This is a genomic window from Porphyromonas catoniae ATCC 51270, assembly GCF_000565015.1.
GTDB classification, from domain to species: Bacteria; Bacteroidota; Bacteroidia; order Bacteroidales; family Porphyromonadaceae; genus Porphyromonas; species Porphyromonas catoniae.
The window spans coordinates 36,265-52,691 of the sequence record NZ_JDFF01000024.1 but is presented as its reverse complement, the minus strand read 5'-3'; the positions used below and the strand labels follow the sequence as shown (position 1 = coordinate 52,691).

Below are 16,427 nucleotides of genomic sequence, written 5' to 3'. Positions count from 1 at the left end.
TCCTTCGGGTTCATACCCTACAGATGTAGCCACATCATCCCTTGCGATGGTGTGGCTACTTTCTTTCTATGAGCTTGAGAGAATGGTATTAGAAGGGTATTGAACAAGACCTAAAGACCCTATCCAAAGAACCTACTCATTGGTAAGAAAATTAGGATCGAGTAGGTAATAAAATCACCACCTCGGTGGTAAGAAAATTACCACCGAGGTGGGTAACAGCAATACTACCTAGGTGGTAATTTTCTTACCACCGAGGTGGTGATTTTATTAGGAGCGAGGTAGTATGTCCTCCTGCTGTACCGAGCGAGTCACGAGGACAAAGCTCAACTCAATATCGTCATTTATGAACTTGTCACCGAGCCCAGTGAAGAAGCTCTTCGAGCCATACTTGACACCCCAGTCTGCCCTATTGATGGTGAAGACAGAACTGGTAAACGTATATGTCCCCTCATTTATATCAAGCACGCAGGAGGCGATAGGGATAGCGATGTTCTTTGTCACGCCCTTGAGTGTCAGATTACCATGTAGCACTTGAGCATCGGAGAGCTTAAGCCCTTCGGCAGGGATACCAGTGAGCTCAAAGCGAGCCTCAGGGTACTTCTCAACATCGAAGAAGTCTTCACTCTCTAGATGTGCCTTGAGTTTATCTCCACCCTCATCAGCCTTGAGATCCTCTACGGAGATGCCATTCATTCGGATTATGACTGCCCCTGCATATAGAGTACGCTCCTTCAGATTAACCACGCCCGAGCTTATAGGGAGCTTCCCGAAGTGTTCCCCTCCAGGCTTGAAGCCTCTCCAGCTGATATAGGAGAGGGTGGTATCGATACTCAACACTTGATCTGTCGTGATGGTGTTCGTCGCCACAGAGTCGGTGGCAGAGACCGCATTTTGCCCCTTCCGTCCGGAGCATGAGGCGAGGGTGAGTGAAAGGCTGAGTAGCCCTATGGTGGCAAATGTTGGATAGTTCATCATCTCATTCTTATTTGGAAAAAACTAAAGCTCCTAGGGGAAAGTAACCCCTCTTCCATAAGGGTAAGTAATCTCACTCTAGGGCTGTAGGTTAGTAACACCCATGCATCCTTTTAGTTTAGCGATATAGAGTCTCGCCCCCCCAAGGAGGAGCAACCTTTACAGAGCTCTCTCTGTTGTACCTTCGTATCAAGCATCCGATTATTCACCTTCATAACAACAAAGAATACATGGCATTACTAGATGACCTCACCTGGCGACACGCTACGAAGGCGTACGACCCTACCCGCAAGGTAGCCCACGAAGATATCCTAAAGATCGTAGAGGCTGCCCGACTAGCACCCACTTCCTCAGGGCTACAGCAGTTCCGCCTCATTGTCGTAGCAGACCAAGAGCTCAAGGAGAAGATGGTCGCTGGAGCACTGAACCCTGACTGCATGCGCGAATGCTCGCATGTAATCGTCTTCGCAGCCTGGGATGAGTATACCCCCGAGCGCATCGACGCTATCTACGACCGCACTACAGATGAGCGTGGACTGGTACGTGGTCGCTTCAAGCGATACACCGACATGCTGAAGGAAACCTTCGGTAAGATGACGAAGGAGGAGCAGTTCCAGCACGCTGCGAACCAGTCCTTCATTGCCCTTGGTCTAGCCCTAGCAGAGGCTGCCGAACTCAAGATCGATAGCACTCCCATCGGAGGCTTTGATCCCAAGCTCGTGGATGAGCTATTGGGGCTTCGTGAGAAGGGACTACGCAGTGTCTCACTACTCTACCTAGGCTATGCAGACCAAGAGCGTGACTGGCTCGGCAAGATGAAGAAGGTACGTAACCCATTAGAGGAGTTTGCCACCTTCATCTAGACCCTAGTAGCACCTCCCAGCAAACCCTTGCAAGGATATCCTTTGATACCCTTGCAAGGGTTTCTTTTTGACCCTAGCATGGGTAGGAACGAAGCGTCATTAAGGAGGCTCAGACACCCCGACATACAGGGGGAGGAACGCCCCTTCGCTACGTGGAGGAGACAGGTATGGTTGCATCTGACGCAGAGAGCATACTCAGACTCGCCTCCGCATGCAAGTTTTTATTACCTTTGAACACACTAAGATTACTTTGACAATACATATCCAGCATTATGGCAAACCCAACCTACACCCTCCTCGATGGTAAGGCTACCTCCGCCCGCATCAAAGAGGAAATAGCCCAGGAGGTAGCCACTATGGTCAGCCGTGGTGAAGAACCTCCCCATCTAGTAGCGATACTCGTCGGGCATGATGGAGGAAGTGAAACATATGTAGCCTCGAAGATTAAGACCTGTCAAGAGGTAGGCTTCCGCTCCTCCCTCATCCGATTCGAGGACGATGTCACTGAGGAGCGATTGCTCGCCGAGATTCATCGCCTTAATGAAGATCCATCCGTCACAGGCTTCATCGTCCAGCTCCCCCTACCTAAGCACATCAACGAAGAGAAGGTAATCGAGGCTGTCGATCCACGTAAAGACGTGGACGGCTTCCACCCCATCAATGTCGGGAAGATGAGCATCGGTCTACCCTGCTTCGTATCTGCCACTCCTCAGGGAATCATTGAACTCCTCAGGCGGTACGATATAGAGACCCGAGGGAAGCACTGCGTCGTACTCGGGCGCAGCAATATCGTGGGTAAACCTATGGCTCAACTCCTGCTCCATAAGGGAACGCCAGGCGACTGTACCGTCACTGTCTGTCATAGCCGTACACCAAACATCAAGGAGCTATGTCTGCAGGCCGATATCATCGTCGCAGCACTGGGTGTCCCAGAGTTCCTACGGGCAGATATGGTACGTCCAGGGGCAGTGATCATAGACGTTGGGACGACACGTGTACCCGACCCCTCTCGCAAGAGTGGCTTTAGGCTCTCCGGAGACGTTGCCTTCGACGAGGTCGCACCCCTTGCCTCCTTCATCACTCCTGTCCCAGGTGGTGTCGGCCCAATGACCATTGTATCCCTCATGCTTAATACCCTGAAGGCGGCCAAGAATCGTCATGCATAATCTCCCCACAGCAACTAAGAAGCGAAGCCCAATCGCCTGGGTACCGAGTGTCTACTTCGGCATGGGGCTACCATACGTAGCCCTATCCCTAGTCTCGGTCATCATGTTTACAGACCTCGGTATCGGGAAGGAAGAGGTAACATTCTGGACATCCCTTCTTGTCCTCCCTTGGTCACTCAAGCCCCTCTTCAGCTTGTGCATGGAGCTGTTTGGGACGAAGAGGCAATATGTATTCCTGACCGAATGCATCTCTGCGCTCATGTTCGGATGCATCTGCTTCATCCTCCCATTGCCTAGCTTCTTCGTCTATGCCATCGCCCTAATGGGTGTACTCGCCATCAGTGGCTCCATGCACGACATCGCTGGTGATGGGATCTACATGAAGGAGCTTAGCCACGAGCAACAAGGGCAATATGCTGGCTGGCAGGGAGCCTTTTACAACCTAGCGAAGATCCTCACCAACGGAGGGCTTGTCTATCTCGCAGGAGTCCTTGCTAAGACCCATGGACTTCAGACGGCTTGGATCATCATCATGGGGATTTGTGCAGCTATCATGCTCTCCCTCTCGCTGTACCACCTGTTCATCCTACCACGAGAGGAGGCTAAACCCAAGAAGTCTACAGACCAAGCTGTGATAGAGCTATATACTGTGATCTTCTCGTTCTTTAGGAAGCGAAACATTTGGCTATACCTCATCTTCATCTTCCTCTATCGCCTAGCCGAAGGGCTGACCATGAAGGTGGCTCCCATCTTCCTCAAGGACAACATCCTCAGCGGTGGCATAGGCCTCTCCAACGAGACCTATGGCGTGATCTATGGTACAGCAGGCACAGTAGCCTTCATCGTAGGCTCTATCCTCTCGGGCTATTACATCGCACACTTTGGGCTGAAGCGAGTACTCTTCTCTCTAGTGTGCATCTTCAACATCCCCTTCGCCGTGTATCTACTCTTCGCCATCTTCCAGCCTCAGGGGCTTGGATGGCTCGCTACGGGGATTATCTTCGAATACTTCAGCTATGGCTTTGGGTTCGTAGGTATCACCCTCTTCATGATGCAGCAGATAGCCCCTGGCCCGTACCAGATGGCACACTATGCCTTCGCCAATAGTCTGATGAACCTCAGTGTCATGATACCTGGGATGATCAGTGGTTGGCTCGTCGGGAAGCTAGGCTATCAGAGCTTCTTTATCCTCGTCATGGTAGTTACCCTACCAGCTATACTCATGGCTGCTCGCCTTCCCTTTGTACACAAGGAGCAGAACGCTGCCTAATCTAGATGATATTTACTGTAATAATAAGAACTGAATGAGCAAGATCAAGATCGTAGGACAAGCCCTACCCGATATGCCCTGGGAAGACCGCCCTAGTGGCTGCCAAGATGTAATGTGGCGCTACAGCGCGAACCCCATCATCCCACGTGACCTACTACCTACCTCAAATAGCATCTTCAATAGTGCTGTCGTCCGCTTCGGTGAGGGGTATGCAGGGGTCTTCCGCTGTGATGACACCAATAGGCGTATGCGCCTACATGTTGGCTTCAGCGATGATGCTATCCACTGGAATATCAACCATGAGCCTCTGCGCTTTGAGTGTGATGACAAGGAGATCGGAGAATGGGTCTATGGCTATGATCCTCGTGTAGTCTTCATCGAAGATAGATACTATGTTACTTGGTGTAATGGGTATCATGGGCCAACAATCGGAGTAGCCTATACATTCGACTTCAAGACATTCCATCAGCTGGAGAATGCATTCCTCCCATTCAACCGCAATGGGGTGCTCTTCCCTCGCAAATTCCATGGGAAGTTCGCCATGCTGTCACGCCCTAGCGACAATGGGCATACACCGTTTGGGGACATATTTTACAGTGAGTCACCTGACCTAGAGTTTTGGGGTAGACACCGCCATGTCATGTCTCCAGCCCCCTTTGAGGATAGTGCTTGGCAATGCACCAAGATTGGGGCTGGTCCCATTCCCATCGAGACAAGTGAGGGCTGGCTCCTCATCTACCATGGTGTCCTCGCATCATGCAATGGGTTCGTATATGCCTTCGGCTCTGCCATCCTAGACCTAGATGAGCCATGGAAGGTGAAGTATCGCTCTGGTCCTTATCTCATCTCTCCTCGTGAAACCTACGAGTGTATGGGAGATGTGCCTAACGTTACCTTCCCTTGCGCAGCACTGCACGATGCCGAGACAGGGCGCCTAGCGGTGTATTATGGTTGTGCCGACACTGTGACTGGACTTGCCTTCGGGTACATTGATGAGATCATAGAGTTTACCAAGCGTAACTCCATCATATAACCTCAGCAACCAATCATCCAATCAAGGCGACGTGCTCACCCCGAGTATGTCGCCTTTTGTATTCCATAGCTTACATGCAAAACTAGGTCTCTAGTCTTTCAAGGCAAACCAAGTTACCACAGGGCTTTTTTTGCTACCTTTGTGTGGTTTAATTGCATCACTGGTTTCCATCTCAGACAATTACAGCCTCCATAATGAAGTCAAGTATATCAGCACTGATCGAGATGCTCTCTCTAACGGCGATTGTTGTTGGATGTGGCATCATACACAAGGCTCCTAAACATACGAGCCTTACTACTTCCCCGAATTATGACCGATATGTAGTCATACTCTCCCTTGATGGCTTCCGTGCTGACTACCAAAGCAAGGCAAACACCCCAACCCTGGACAAGATGGATGCAGAGGGACTATCTGGATGCTTTCGTCCTTCTTATCCAAGCCTCACCTTCCCTAATCACTATGCCATGGCCACCGGACTCTATCCGAATAACCATGGACTCGTAGGGAATGAGTTTTGGGATGAGCGAGGTGCCCACTATCGCCTCGGGGATAGGAAAGCCGTAGCCGACCCTACATTCTACAATGGTGAGCCTCTTTGGAATGTAGCGCGTAGGCACGGCATGAAATCCGCAAGCTTCTTTTGGGTAGGTAGTGAGACTGCGATTGGAGGCTTCCAGCCTGATCGATGGAAGAAGTTCGATGACAAAGTACCTTATACCGATCGAGCAGACTCTGTACTGAGCTGGCTACAGCTCCCCAAGGAAGAGCGTCCCCACCTCATCATGTGGTACATCGAGGAGCCAGACCATACAGGACACCATGAATCCCCAGAATCACCAAAAACTCTCCGTATGGTCGAGCGTATGGATTCTGTTGTTGGATACTTCAGAAATCATTTAGCGCAGCTAGAGATACACAAGCAGGTAGACTTCATCCTAGTATCAGACCATGGGATGGCAGCCTTTGACAAGAGCAAGACAGTGAACCTAGCGGATTATCTTCCACTAGATAGCTTTGAGCATGTCGCCACTGGCCCCTTTACCCATCTCTACCCAAAGAAGGGCTATACGGAGACAGCCTACAAGATATTGAAGAAGGTCCCTCACATCACAGTATACAAGAAGGCAGATGTACCAGCGCGGCTACACTTTGGTAGCAGTAGCCGTATAGGTGAACTTGTTGTACTAGCAGACCTCGGCACACAAATCTTTTTCCGTCCTGAGGGGCTCCCTGCTTCATTCCTTGCTGCTGGTCACGGGTTCGACAACAAGCACCCAGAGATGCTTGCTGTATTCAAGGCTGTAGGTCCAGACTTTGAAGCAGGACGTCACATCAAGAGCCCCATCCCCAACATCACACTATATCCCCTCGTTTGTCGCATCCTCGGTCTACAGCCTGGCAAGCATGATGCAGACTCCTCACTGGCCTATTCCCTCTTAAAGAAATAGTAAGGTACTCTATGATCGTTGCTCAGAAGAAACGCAGAGAGAATATCATAGAATACCTGCTCTATATGTGGCAGGTGGAGGATTTAATTCGTGCAGCAAATGTCACAGAAGAAGGGATAGAAAACCTTATCCTCCCTAGATATCAGGGAGACGAGGAGATGCTTCAATCGATTAGGGCTTGGTACCGGGAGCTCATAGATATGATGCGTACAGAGAGCAAGCAAAAGGGAGGGCATCTTGATATCAATAGAATTGTCCTCCTTGAGCTTGAGGAGCTTCATCAAAGGCTATCCAGTAATCCAGAAGACTATGTCTACTCTGGGCTATACTTTAAGATACTCCCTGCCCTCATTCAGCTGAGGGGGAAAGGGACAAAGGAAGGCGAGCGAGACATAGAGACGCTACTAAATGCTGTCTATGGCTACATAACACTCTCCCTACAAGGGAAAGAGATCAGTGACGAGACCCAGCAATCAATGAAGCAGATCAGTGCCTTCCTCGCCATACTTGCACATCGGTACAACCTAGAGCATGAGCAAGAGCTGAAGTCCAACTAACAGCGCACGATGAACGAATATAAAGACGAGATAGACAAGCGACGAACGTTCGCTATTATTAGCCACCCAGACGCAGGGAAGACAACACTCACAGAGAAACTCCTCCTCTTTGGGGGAGCCATTCACGTGGCAGGTGCGGTCAAGAGCAACAAGATTAAAAAGACCGCAACAAGTGACTGGATGGAGATCGAGAAACAACGTGGTATATCTGTTGCTACATCCGTAATGGGATTTGAGTATCAAGGGCACAAGATCAACATCCTAGATACACCTGGTCACCAAGACTTCGCTGAGGATACATTTCGCACCCTCACAGCTGTAGACAGTGTCATCATTGTCATAGATGGAGCCAAGGGTGTAGAAGCCCAAACGCGTCGCCTCATGGAAGTATGCCGTATGCGCAAGACTCCTGTAATGGTATTCATCAATAAGATGGACCGAGAGGGACGAGATCCATTCGACCTGCTTGATGAAATTGAGGCTGAGCTACAGGTACGGGTACGACCACTCTCTTGGCCAATTGATATGGGGCAACGCTTCCGTGGTGTGTACAACATCCATGAGGGTGCATTGAACCTCTTCACCCCAGATAAGCAGCGCGTCACCGAGACAGTAACGCTCACAGATATTCATTCCTCAGAGCTAAAGACGCACGTCACATCAGAGCAAGCGGAGAAGCTCCGCACGGATCTAGAGCTCGTAGATGGTGTTTATCCCACCTTTAATCGAGATGAATACCTAGCGGGTGACCTTGCCCCCGTTTTCTTCGGATCAGCACTAAACAACTTTGGGGTACAAGAGCTACTCAATTGCTTCGTTGAGACGGCTCCTTCTCCGCGACCTGTACAGGCGGAGGAGCGAGAAGTGTCACCCTATGAACCTGCCTTCACAGGCTTTGTCTTCAAGATACATGCTAATATGGACCCTAACCATCGTAGCTGTATCGCCTTTGTCAAGATTTGCTCGGGACGCTTCGAGAGGAATGCAAACTACCGACACATTCGTCTAGGGAAGACAATGAAGTTCAGTAGTCCGACAGCCTTCATGGCACAGAAGAAGGAAACGGTAGAAGAAGCCTTTGCTGGAGACATCATTGGATTACCCGACACTGGGAACTTCCGTATCGGAGACACCTTAACAGCAGGTGAGGAACTTCATTTCCGTGGACTACCTAGCTTCTCTCCTGAACTGTTTAAGTACATCGAGAATGAAGACCCAATGAAGACCAAGCAGCTAGCTAAGGGTATCGATCAGCTCATGGGAGAGGGTGTCGCACAGCTCTTCGTCAACCAGTTCAATGGACGTAAGATCATCGGTACCGTAGGTCAGCTACAGTTCGAGGTCATTCAGTACCGCCTCTTGCACGAGTATAGTGCAGCATGTCGTTGGGAGCCCATCAACCTCTATAAGGCTTGCTGGATTGAGTCTGATGACGCTACTGAACTAGAGAACTTCAAGCGACGCAAAGCCCAATACATGGCTAAGGATCTAGCAGGTCGAGATGTATATCTAGCTGACTCTAGCTATGTACTAACGATGGCACAACAGGACTTCCCCAAGATACGCTTCCACTTCACAAGCGAGTTTGAGAGCTAGTCCCCATACAAAGAATAACTAGTCAATCATAATATCCACTAACTCATTTACACATGAAGACAATCAAGCTATTGTCCGTTGCCCTCTTGGCAACCTTTGCTCTTACCCCACTAAGTGCACAAAAGAGCAAGCGTAAAGATGTCCCCAAGCCTCCAGGCTACTACGTAATCAAAACGGATGTCCCCGTCCGCCCTAAGGGTCAGAAGGATGTGCTTGCACTTCGCCACAAGCCCATGAAGGTCGTACGTGTAGGATTCATCGGTCTTGGTATGCGTGGTCCTGGTGCTGTGGAGCGATTCACACACCTTGATGGTGTAGAGATCAAGGCTCTTTGTGACCTGCACCCCGAGCGTGTAGAGAAGGCTCAGAAACTTCTTACGAAAGCAGGGCTCCCCGCAGCAGCTTCCTATAGCGGAAGTGAAGATGCTTGGAAGCAGCTCTGCGATCGTGACGATATCGATCTCGTCTACATCGCTACCAACTGGCAGCATCATGCCGAGATGATGATCTACGCAATGAACAAGGGCAAGCACGTAGCCTGCGAAGTCCCAGCAGTCATGACACTCAAGGAAGCTTGGGATGTCGTTAATACCGCAGAGCGTACACAGCTTCACTGTATGATGCTAGAGAACTGTGTCTATGACTTCTTTGAACTAACGACACTGAACATGGCTCAGCAAGGTCTATTTGGTGAAGTACTCAGCTCTAAGGGTGCTTACATCCATAACCTAGAGCCTTTCTGGAAATACTACGAAGGTAACTGGCGTCTCAAGGCAAATGAAGAATATCGTGGTGATATCTACGCAACGCACGGCCTTGGCCCAGCCTGTTGGGTACTGAATATCCATCGTGGAGACCGCATGCAGTTCCTCACGGCCATGGATGTACCTGCCACCTCCCTGCCTCGTTTCATGAAAAAGGAGATGGGCATACAAAACCCCAAGGTTGCCAATGGCGAAATGACTCAGACGCTCATCAAGACTTTCAAGGGTAAGACCATCTATCTCGAGCACAATGTGACGTCCTATCGCCCCTACGACCGTCTCTATCAGGTCATTGGTACCGATGGCTTTGCCAATAAGTATCCAAACGAAGGCTACTGCCTCCGTCCAACAGAACAAGCGAAGGAATCCGTTCCCAACCACGAAGATCTGAAGGGTCACGACTTCGTCAGCGAGGAGACAAAACAGGCTCTGATGAAGAAATATCAGCATCCTATCCAGCGTGAGATTGCAGAGAAGGCCAAGAAAGTTGGTGGTCACGGAGGCATGGACTTCATCATGGACTATCGCCTCATCTACTGCCTACAGAATGGTCTACCTCTCGACATGGACGTCTATGACCTAGCCGAATGGTCTGCCATTGGGGAGCTCACACGCCTCTCACTCGAAAACAACTCTGCTCCCGTAGCTTTCCCCGACTTCACACGTGGGGCATGGGATCGCCTCAAGGGACTACAGCTCCACATGTTACCAGCCTCTTCTGCAACGAAGTAGAGGAACTAGAGCTGTAGCCTATAGGGCAACACTCATCAACCTCTCCCCCCTACCCATTCCTCCCTTTTATAACCTTCTATAAAGGCTTAGGGCTAGGGAAAAGAGAGAAATTCTAAAGGCACTTCGGGAAGTATGTAATCACATGCTTCCCGAAGTGCTTTTATTGCCCTTGGTAGGAATGGGTACTTTTCTGAGGGAAGGGAGTGGTTGAAAGCATCCCAAAGGAAGGTTTTCAATCTGAAGAAGCACACTCTCACTCTCTCCTTAAATCTGAGTTCAGCACGAGAGACTATATAGTTCAAGTAAGATAAGTTACATATTCAAGATTCGGACGAGGCTTGCTCTCAAGCCTCTGGAGGACGCTCTCAACGGCATCACAGAAACACTATATAACAAACTATAAATAAATGGTTTATACTGAATGGTGGCGAGTTACTATAAGTCGTTGTAGCAAGTTATGGTAACTCGTCGCAGCGACTTACCACAACTCTCTGAGACGACTTACCATAACTCGTTGCAACGAGTTACCATAAGTCATTCCCTCTTCTTTTTCACCTGTCATATCACACTGTTTTCCAAGCCTTTAAGAAGGACATCCAGAAATCTCATTTTGTAGCATCCAAACCGCTTGTACTTAGTCTGCCTTCACCCTTATTTTCTCTTGCTTCAGGTGTATCCATCTCATGTTAGAGGTGGACAGCTTCACAGGCTAAGCACCACGCCTTCTTAGTGCCGGTTGATGCGCCAACAAAGCAGCATACAATCAGAAGCTGAATGCCTCCATTTATCTGCTTATCTTTCTTCCATCAATGGACTATTTCCCTAGCCCAACATCCGCATCGTTATCCCCCCTAAAAAACTTATCTTTGTGCTATCATTAAAATAATAGTACTCGCTATGAGATTTACGGTAACAAGCAATGACCTCCTCCAGCAACTCCTCACAGTCGCTAAGGTTATTTCCTCCAAAAGTATAGCTGCGATCCCCGTCCTAGAGAATATACTCTTTGAGCTAAAGGGGAACGCCCTTACCCTCACCGCTGCTGACCAAAGCAATCGCCTCACCTCTACCCTCGAGGTGCAGAACCAAGATGGAGATGGCTCCTTCACTGTGCGTAATAGCATTATCATCGATGCTCTCAAGGAGCTACCAGATCAGCCCATCGAGGTAGAGATTGACACCAAAGCCCATCAGGCAACCGTGACTTATAGCAACGGACACTACAGCTTCCTAACCTCCTCAGCAGATGTATATCCCGAGGGGCTGGAGCTGGAGAGTAAAGACGTGCGTAGCGTGGAGCTACCTGCCCAGTCCCTACTCAAAGGTCTAGAGCGGACGGTCTTTGCCGCCAGCGATGACGATCGCCGTCCGATTATGACGGGGGTATTCTTGGATTTCTTTGAGGATAAGCTCGTCTTCGTAGCATCTGATGGTCGCATCCTCGTGCGCTACACAGATAATAACATCAAGAGTGAGTCTACGGCATCCTTCTGCCTACCAGCGCGTGTGTGCCTACTCCTGACTCGTGGGCTTCTTGCCAAGGAGACATCCCCCGTGCGCGTCAGCTTCGACGAGCGTAACGTACGGTTTGAGATGAAGAGTGGCGCCCTCACAGCACGCCTCCTCGAAGGGAAGTACCCGAATTATAATTCGGTTATCCCCCCCCAGTCTCCACACAATATCACCGTAGACAAGGATCAGCTTTTCTTTGCCTCTAAGCGTGTATCACTCTTCTCAAACAAGGCCAGCAGTCTGGTTATCTTCGAGTTTGCCGACGGAAATATCCACATCACAGGGCAAGACCTAGAGCTTTCCATTGCTGCAGAGGAGACCATCCCATGCTCGGGGCAGGAGCCAGATACTCGAGTACGCATAGGCTTTGATTTCAACTTCCTACAGCGTCTGTTGCAGAGTATTTCTTCCGATCAGATACTCTTCAGCCTATCAGACCAAACACGTGCAGGTGTAATCACTCCGCTTCAGAACGAAGACGGCATCGAGGTCTGCACGCTCATCATCCCCATGAAGCTTATCGGCGAATAGTAGCCGATAAGCCTCCTCCTATTTACGCATGTAGATGAAGCTTAAGCTAGAGCGCCCAATCGTAGTCTTTGACCTGGAAACAACAGGGGTACAGATCACGCGAGATCACATTGTAGAGATTTCGATCTTGAAGGTACACCCCGATGGAGAAGAAGAGATAAAGACGAGACGTATCAACCCTGGGATACCCATCCCTGCAGAGGCAACTGCTGTGCATGGCATATCCGATGAGGATGTAGCCGACTGCCCTACCTTCCCTCAGGTAGCACGGAGCTTATACGAATGGATACAGGGCTGTGACATTGTGGGTTTTAACTCTAATCGCTTCGATGTCCCGATGCTCGTGGAGGAGTTCCTTCGTGCTGGTATCCCGGTAGATTTTACAGATCGCCATTTAGTCGATGTGCAGACAATCTTTCACAAGATGGAGCGTCGCACTCTGGAGGCAGCCTATCGCTTCTATTGTGATAAGGCACTAGACAATGCGCATTCGGCAGAGGCAGACACACGAGCCACCTATGAGGTACTACAAGCACAGCTTGATCGCTATCCCGAGGAGCTGACCAATAGCATCCCTGCACTAGCAGAGGTATCAAGCTATGGACGCTGGGTGGACTTTGCGGGGCTCCTCATCTATAATGATGCGGAGGAGGTACTGATTAACTTTGGCAAATACAAGGGGCAAGTATTGAGAGATGTTCTCCAGAAGGACTCGGGATATTACACCTGGGTGATGGGGGCGCAGTTCCCTCTAGAGACAAAGGCTTGGTTTACACGTATCTATCAGGCGGAGCGTAGCTAAGATGGGAGTACTAAGCGGTAAGCATATCGTCCTTGGGATAACGGGAAGTATCGCTGCATACAAGGCTGCGGTGCTCACTCGTTTGTTGGTACGTGCAGGCGCAGAGGTCCAGATTGTCATCACCCCTGCTGGGAAGGAATTTATTACCCCAATTACGCTCTCTGCACTCAGCTCCCACCCAGTCATTAGCGAGTTTTTTAGTGGGCGTGATGGTACATGGAATAGCCATGTCAATCTAGGTCTTTGGGCTGATGTAATGCTTATCGCTCCTGCATCAGCCTCTACCATTGGCAAGCTTGCCCATGGCATAGCAGACAACATGCTTATCACGACATATCTATCTATGAAAGCTCCTGTCTTCATTGCTCCTGCAATGGATCTAGATATGTTTGCACACCCATCGACCACGGATAACCTTGACTTACTTGCCCAGCGAGGGAATTTCATCATAGAGCCACAGTCTGGGGAACTAGCTAGTCATCTCGTGGGCAAGGGACGCATGGAAGAGCCAGAGGCAATCGTGGCAGTGCTGGAGGAATACTTCTCCACAGAGCAGGATTACCAAGGCAAGCATGTCCTACTCACAGCAGGCCCAACGCATGAACCTATTGACCCAGTCCGCTTCATCGGAAATCATTCCACAGGGAAGATGGGAATTGCTCTAGCTAATGAATTCGCACGACGAGGAGCAGAGGTAACCCTCATCCTAGGACCGTCATCTCTTCGTCCTCGAGAGGAAGTCAAGGTACTCCCTGTCATGACAGCAGAGGAGATGCTTCGTGTGGCCGAAGATAATATTGGGGAGGCAGACATTGCAATCTTTGCTGCAGCCGTTGCAGATTATCGTCCCTTGCACTCTTCAGATGAGAAGCTGAAGCGTGAAGAAAAGGGAGATCTCCAGCTCGAACTCGTTCGCAATCCAGATATAGCTGCTACGTTAGGCTCTTGGAAGCGACCCAACCAATACTTTGTCGGCTTTGCCCTAGAGAGCAATGCGGGCTTTGAGGAAGCTAAGCGTAAGATGGCGCAAAAGAACCTAAACGCCATTGTCCTAAATAGTCTATTGGATAAGGGTGCTGGCTTCTCTTATGAGACCAATAAGGTCACTCTATTCGACCGAGAGGGAGGGATAGAGGCCTACGAGCTGAAGTCCAAGGAGGCTGTGGCTCGAGATATTGTAGACTTCATAGCTAGGCGCATCGCCCTCTAGCTCTGAAGCCTTTTTATTCCTACACAAACATGCTGCAGCGACTAAGCATCCAGAATTTTGTACTGATCGAAGAACTCTCAATCGAGTTCTACCCTCACTTCTCTGTCATCACTGGAGAGACTGGAGCTGGGAAAAGCATCATACTCGGAGCCATCGCCCTGCTAATGGGTCAGAGAGCAGATAGCGGGACACTCCTCCCTGGTGCAGAGCGGTGTATTATTGAGGCACAGTTCACGGATCTTGATACTGCTGTAGCACGTATGCTGGAGGAGGAAGATATTGATGCAGACGAAGGGGAATGTATCATTCGCCGAGAGATTACCTCCAAGGGGAAAAGCCGTGCATTCATCAATGACACACCTGCCTCCCTTCAACTCCTCAAGCGTCTCAGCGAATATCTAATTGACATCCACTCACAGCATCAAAACTTACTCCTAGGCGATGCACAGTTTCAGCTCTCTACACTCGACCTCTATCGAGGAGAGGATCTGCTCGTGAGTCGCTACCAAGAGCTCTACGAAACCTACAAGTCAAAAGCCGAAGAGCTCAATAAGCTCCGGCAATCCATGGAGGCTTTACGAAAGGAGGAGGATTACCTTCGCTTCCAATATGACCAACTCGAGGAAGCCGACCTTGAGGAAGGAGAGCTGCAGGAGCTGGTTGATGAAGAGAGACAGCTAGCTCATGCCCAGGAGATCAAGGAAGCTCTCCAACGAGCTACATCTGCCCTTAGCGATGAAGAGCAGGGAGCCCTACCTGCACTTACGTTTGCTCTCAAGGCTCTAGAATCCATACGTAACTATCATACATCCGCTGAAGAGTGGTACGATCGCCTCAGTAGCATACGTATCGATGTACAGGATCTTACCTCCACACTCGAAGAGGAAGCATCTAGTGTGACCTTTAGTCCAAAGCGTCTAGCCCGTGTAGAGGAGCGTCTTGACTTAATCCGTGGGCTACTACACAAACACAGCCTACAGGATGTCTCCGAGCTTATTGTATTAAAAGAACGGCTCAGTGAAGAGCTTGACAAGATTCAATCTTCTGACGAAGACCTTGCTCGCCTTGAGGCAGAGGAAGCCACATGCTATACAGCCCTTCTAGAGGCTGGAGCAGAACTCTCAGCCTCACGCCAAGAGGCTGCACGAGCCATCGAGGAGCAACTCATCTCCTCACTGCACGAGCTGGGCATGCCACATGTGCGCTTCCATATCCACATCGATTCATTACAGCACCCTACCCGTATGGGGCTTGATCACGTAACCTTCCTCTTCTCAGCCAATCGAGACATCGCTCCCGAACCCGTGGCAGACATTGCTTCAGGAGGTGAGGTATCACGCTTGATGCTTGCCCTAAAGGCCTTAATCGCAGATAAGCGTAGCTTGCCTACAATCATCTTTGATGAAATTGACACGGGTGTATCGGGTGAGACGGCAGAGCGTATTGCGAAGATCTTACGCCGTATGGGGCGGAGCATGCAAGTGATGGCAGTGACACACCTACCACAGATTGCAGCAGCAGGGGAAGACCACTTCTATATCTACAAGGAGCATGGTGAAGCAAGCACCCGTAGTCACCTCAAGCATCTAACGGCGACTGAACGTATAGACGAGATCGCCCGCATGCAGAGTGGGTCGACTCTAACAGAGGTCACACGAGCTGCAGCCCAAGCGTTACTCTCCAGCTTTGCTGAGGACTAATGTGCTCGGTTCGCTAGGCTCTCTCTGTTAAGCAACTACCGTCATGATAGATTCCAGAAGACCTATCTTCTAAGCCAAAGCTCTCCACCACCTCTGTCTATTCATCCCTCTATCTCCTCTTGTCTTTTTTAAGAGGGAAGAAGAGCATCTTCCTCATCACATCTCCTATCCAGCTACCATCTCTATTCACATTCCCCTCGTCCCCTTCTGAAATATAAGTTTAGGATAAGCTCCCCTATCTTATTCTAAGAATACTTGTACTGAGTTCATA

General features: G+C 49.9%; 13 protein-coding genes. 12 read left to right on the top strand and 1 reads right to left on the bottom strand.

Annotated elements, in window-relative coordinates; genetic code table 11:
• Nucleotides 1-267: 267 nt before the first annotated feature.
• Complete coding sequence (locus HMPREF0636_RS06550; protein ID WP_044169535.1) at nt 268-972, bottom strand: YceI family protein; 705 nt, start codon at nt 970-972, stop codon at nt 268-270.
• 230 nt (nt 973-1,202) lie between these two features.
• Here HMPREF0636_RS06550 and HMPREF0636_RS06545 point away from each other — a divergent pair, with 230 nt between their 5' ends.
• From HMPREF0636_RS06545 to recN, 12 genes are all read left to right on the top strand, one after another.
• Nucleotides 1,203-1,835 carry a nitroreductase family protein gene (locus tag HMPREF0636_RS06545; protein ID WP_044169288.1) on the top strand — a complete coding sequence of 211 codons (633 nt, stop codon included), beginning with the start codon at nt 1,203-1,205 and terminating at the stop codon, nt 1,833-1,835.
• A gap of 272 nt (nt 1,836-2,107) precedes the next feature.
• The gene (gene folD, locus HMPREF0636_RS06540) at nt 2,108-3,001 is read left to right on the top strand and encodes a bifunctional methylenetetrahydrofolate dehydrogenase/methenyltetrahydrofolate cyclohydrolase FolD (protein WP_044169287.1); all 894 of its coding nucleotides are present in this window, start codon (nt 2,108-2,110) and stop codon (nt 2,999-3,001) included.
• A complete protein-coding gene (locus tag HMPREF0636_RS06535; protein WP_044169286.1) occupies nt 2,994-4,271 on the top strand; it encodes an MFS transporter in 1,278 nt (425 codons plus the stop codon). Before folD ends, HMPREF0636_RS06535 begins: the two co-directional genes overlap by 8 nt.
• A gap of 34 nt (nt 4,272-4,305) precedes the next feature.
• Entirely contained in the window at nt 4,306-5,304 is a 999-nt protein-coding gene (locus tag HMPREF0636_RS06530) for a glycoside hydrolase family 130 protein (protein ID WP_005468873.1), read from the top strand.
• A gap of 194 nt (nt 5,305-5,498) precedes the next feature.
• Complete coding sequence (locus tag HMPREF0636_RS06525; RefSeq protein ID WP_081748421.1) at nt 5,499-6,752, top strand: alkaline phosphatase family protein; 1,254 nt, start codon at nt 5,499-5,501, stop codon at nt 6,750-6,752.
• Between the two features lie 11 nt (nt 6,753-6,763).
• On the top strand, nt 6,764-7,309 hold the full coding sequence (locus HMPREF0636_RS06520) for a DUF4924 family protein (RefSeq protein WP_044169285.1): 546 nt from the start codon (nt 6,764-6,766) through the stop codon (nt 7,307-7,309).
• Between the two features lie 9 nt (nt 7,310-7,318).
• The gene (locus tag HMPREF0636_RS06515) at nt 7,319-8,905 is read left to right on the top strand and encodes a peptide chain release factor 3 (protein WP_044169284.1); all 1,587 of its coding nucleotides are present in this window, start codon (nt 7,319-7,321) and stop codon (nt 8,903-8,905) included.
• 53 nt (nt 8,906-8,958) lie between these two features.
• Nucleotides 8,959-10,401: a Gfo/Idh/MocA family protein gene (locus HMPREF0636_RS06510; RefSeq protein ID WP_044169283.1), complete on the top strand. Its 1,443-nt coding sequence runs from the start codon at nt 8,959-8,961 to the stop codon at nt 10,399-10,401.
• Between the two features lie 897 nt (nt 10,402-11,298).
• Nucleotides 11,299-12,444, top strand: coding sequence for a DNA polymerase III subunit beta (gene dnaN, locus HMPREF0636_RS06505; RefSeq protein ID WP_005468881.1), 1,146 nt, complete (start codon nt 11,299-11,301; stop codon nt 12,442-12,444).
• A 34-nt stretch (nt 12,445-12,478) separates the two neighbouring features.
• Entirely contained in the window at nt 12,479-13,246 is a 768-nt protein-coding gene (locus HMPREF0636_RS06500) for a 3'-5' exonuclease (protein ID WP_005468882.1), read from the top strand.
• Nucleotide 13,247: 1 nt separating this feature from the next.
• Nucleotides 13,248-14,456: a bifunctional phosphopantothenoylcysteine decarboxylase/phosphopantothenate--cysteine ligase CoaBC gene (coaBC, locus tag HMPREF0636_RS06495; protein ID WP_044169281.1), complete on the top strand. Its 1,209-nt coding sequence runs from the start codon at nt 13,248-13,250 to the stop codon at nt 14,454-14,456.
• Between the two features lie 29 nt (nt 14,457-14,485).
• The gene (recN, locus tag HMPREF0636_RS06490; protein WP_044169279.1) at nt 14,486-16,156 is read left to right on the top strand and encodes a DNA repair protein RecN; all 1,671 of its coding nucleotides are present in this window, start codon (nt 14,486-14,488) and stop codon (nt 16,154-16,156) included.
• The last annotated feature ends 271 nt before the right edge of the window (nt 16,157-16,427 follow it).

Coding starts and splice junctions, on each gene's coding strand:
- HMPREF0636_RS06550 (WP_044169535.1), bottom strand. CDS start 972: ATGAACTATCCAACATTTGCCACCATAGGGCTACTCAGCCTTTCACTC.
- HMPREF0636_RS06545 (WP_044169288.1), top strand. CDS start 1,203: ATGGCATTACTAGATGACCTCACCTGGCGACACGCTACGAAGGCGTAC.
- folD (WP_044169287.1), top strand. CDS start 2,108: ATGGCAAACCCAACCTACACCCTCCTCGATGGTAAGGCTACCTCCGCC.
- HMPREF0636_RS06535 (WP_044169286.1), top strand. CDS start 2,994: ATGCATAATCTCCCCACAGCAACTAAGAAGCGAAGCCCAATCGCCTGG.
- HMPREF0636_RS06530 (WP_005468873.1), top strand. CDS start 4,306: ATGAGCAAGATCAAGATCGTAGGACAAGCCCTACCCGATATGCCCTGG.
- HMPREF0636_RS06525 (WP_081748421.1), top strand. CDS start 5,499: ATGAAGTCAAGTATATCAGCACTGATCGAGATGCTCTCTCTAACGGCG.
- HMPREF0636_RS06520 (WP_044169285.1), top strand. CDS start 6,764: ATGATCGTTGCTCAGAAGAAACGCAGAGAGAATATCATAGAATACCTG.
- HMPREF0636_RS06515 (WP_044169284.1), top strand. CDS start 7,319: ATGAACGAATATAAAGACGAGATAGACAAGCGACGAACGTTCGCTATT.
- HMPREF0636_RS06510 (WP_044169283.1), top strand. CDS start 8,959: ATGAAGACAATCAAGCTATTGTCCGTTGCCCTCTTGGCAACCTTTGCT.
- dnaN (WP_005468881.1), top strand. CDS start 11,299: ATGAGATTTACGGTAACAAGCAATGACCTCCTCCAGCAACTCCTCACA.
- HMPREF0636_RS06500 (WP_005468882.1), top strand. CDS start 12,479: ATGAAGCTTAAGCTAGAGCGCCCAATCGTAGTCTTTGACCTGGAAACA.
- coaBC (WP_044169281.1), top strand. CDS start 13,248: ATGGGAGTACTAAGCGGTAAGCATATCGTCCTTGGGATAACGGGAAGT.
- recN (WP_044169279.1), top strand. CDS start 14,486: ATGCTGCAGCGACTAAGCATCCAGAATTTTGTACTGATCGAAGAACTC.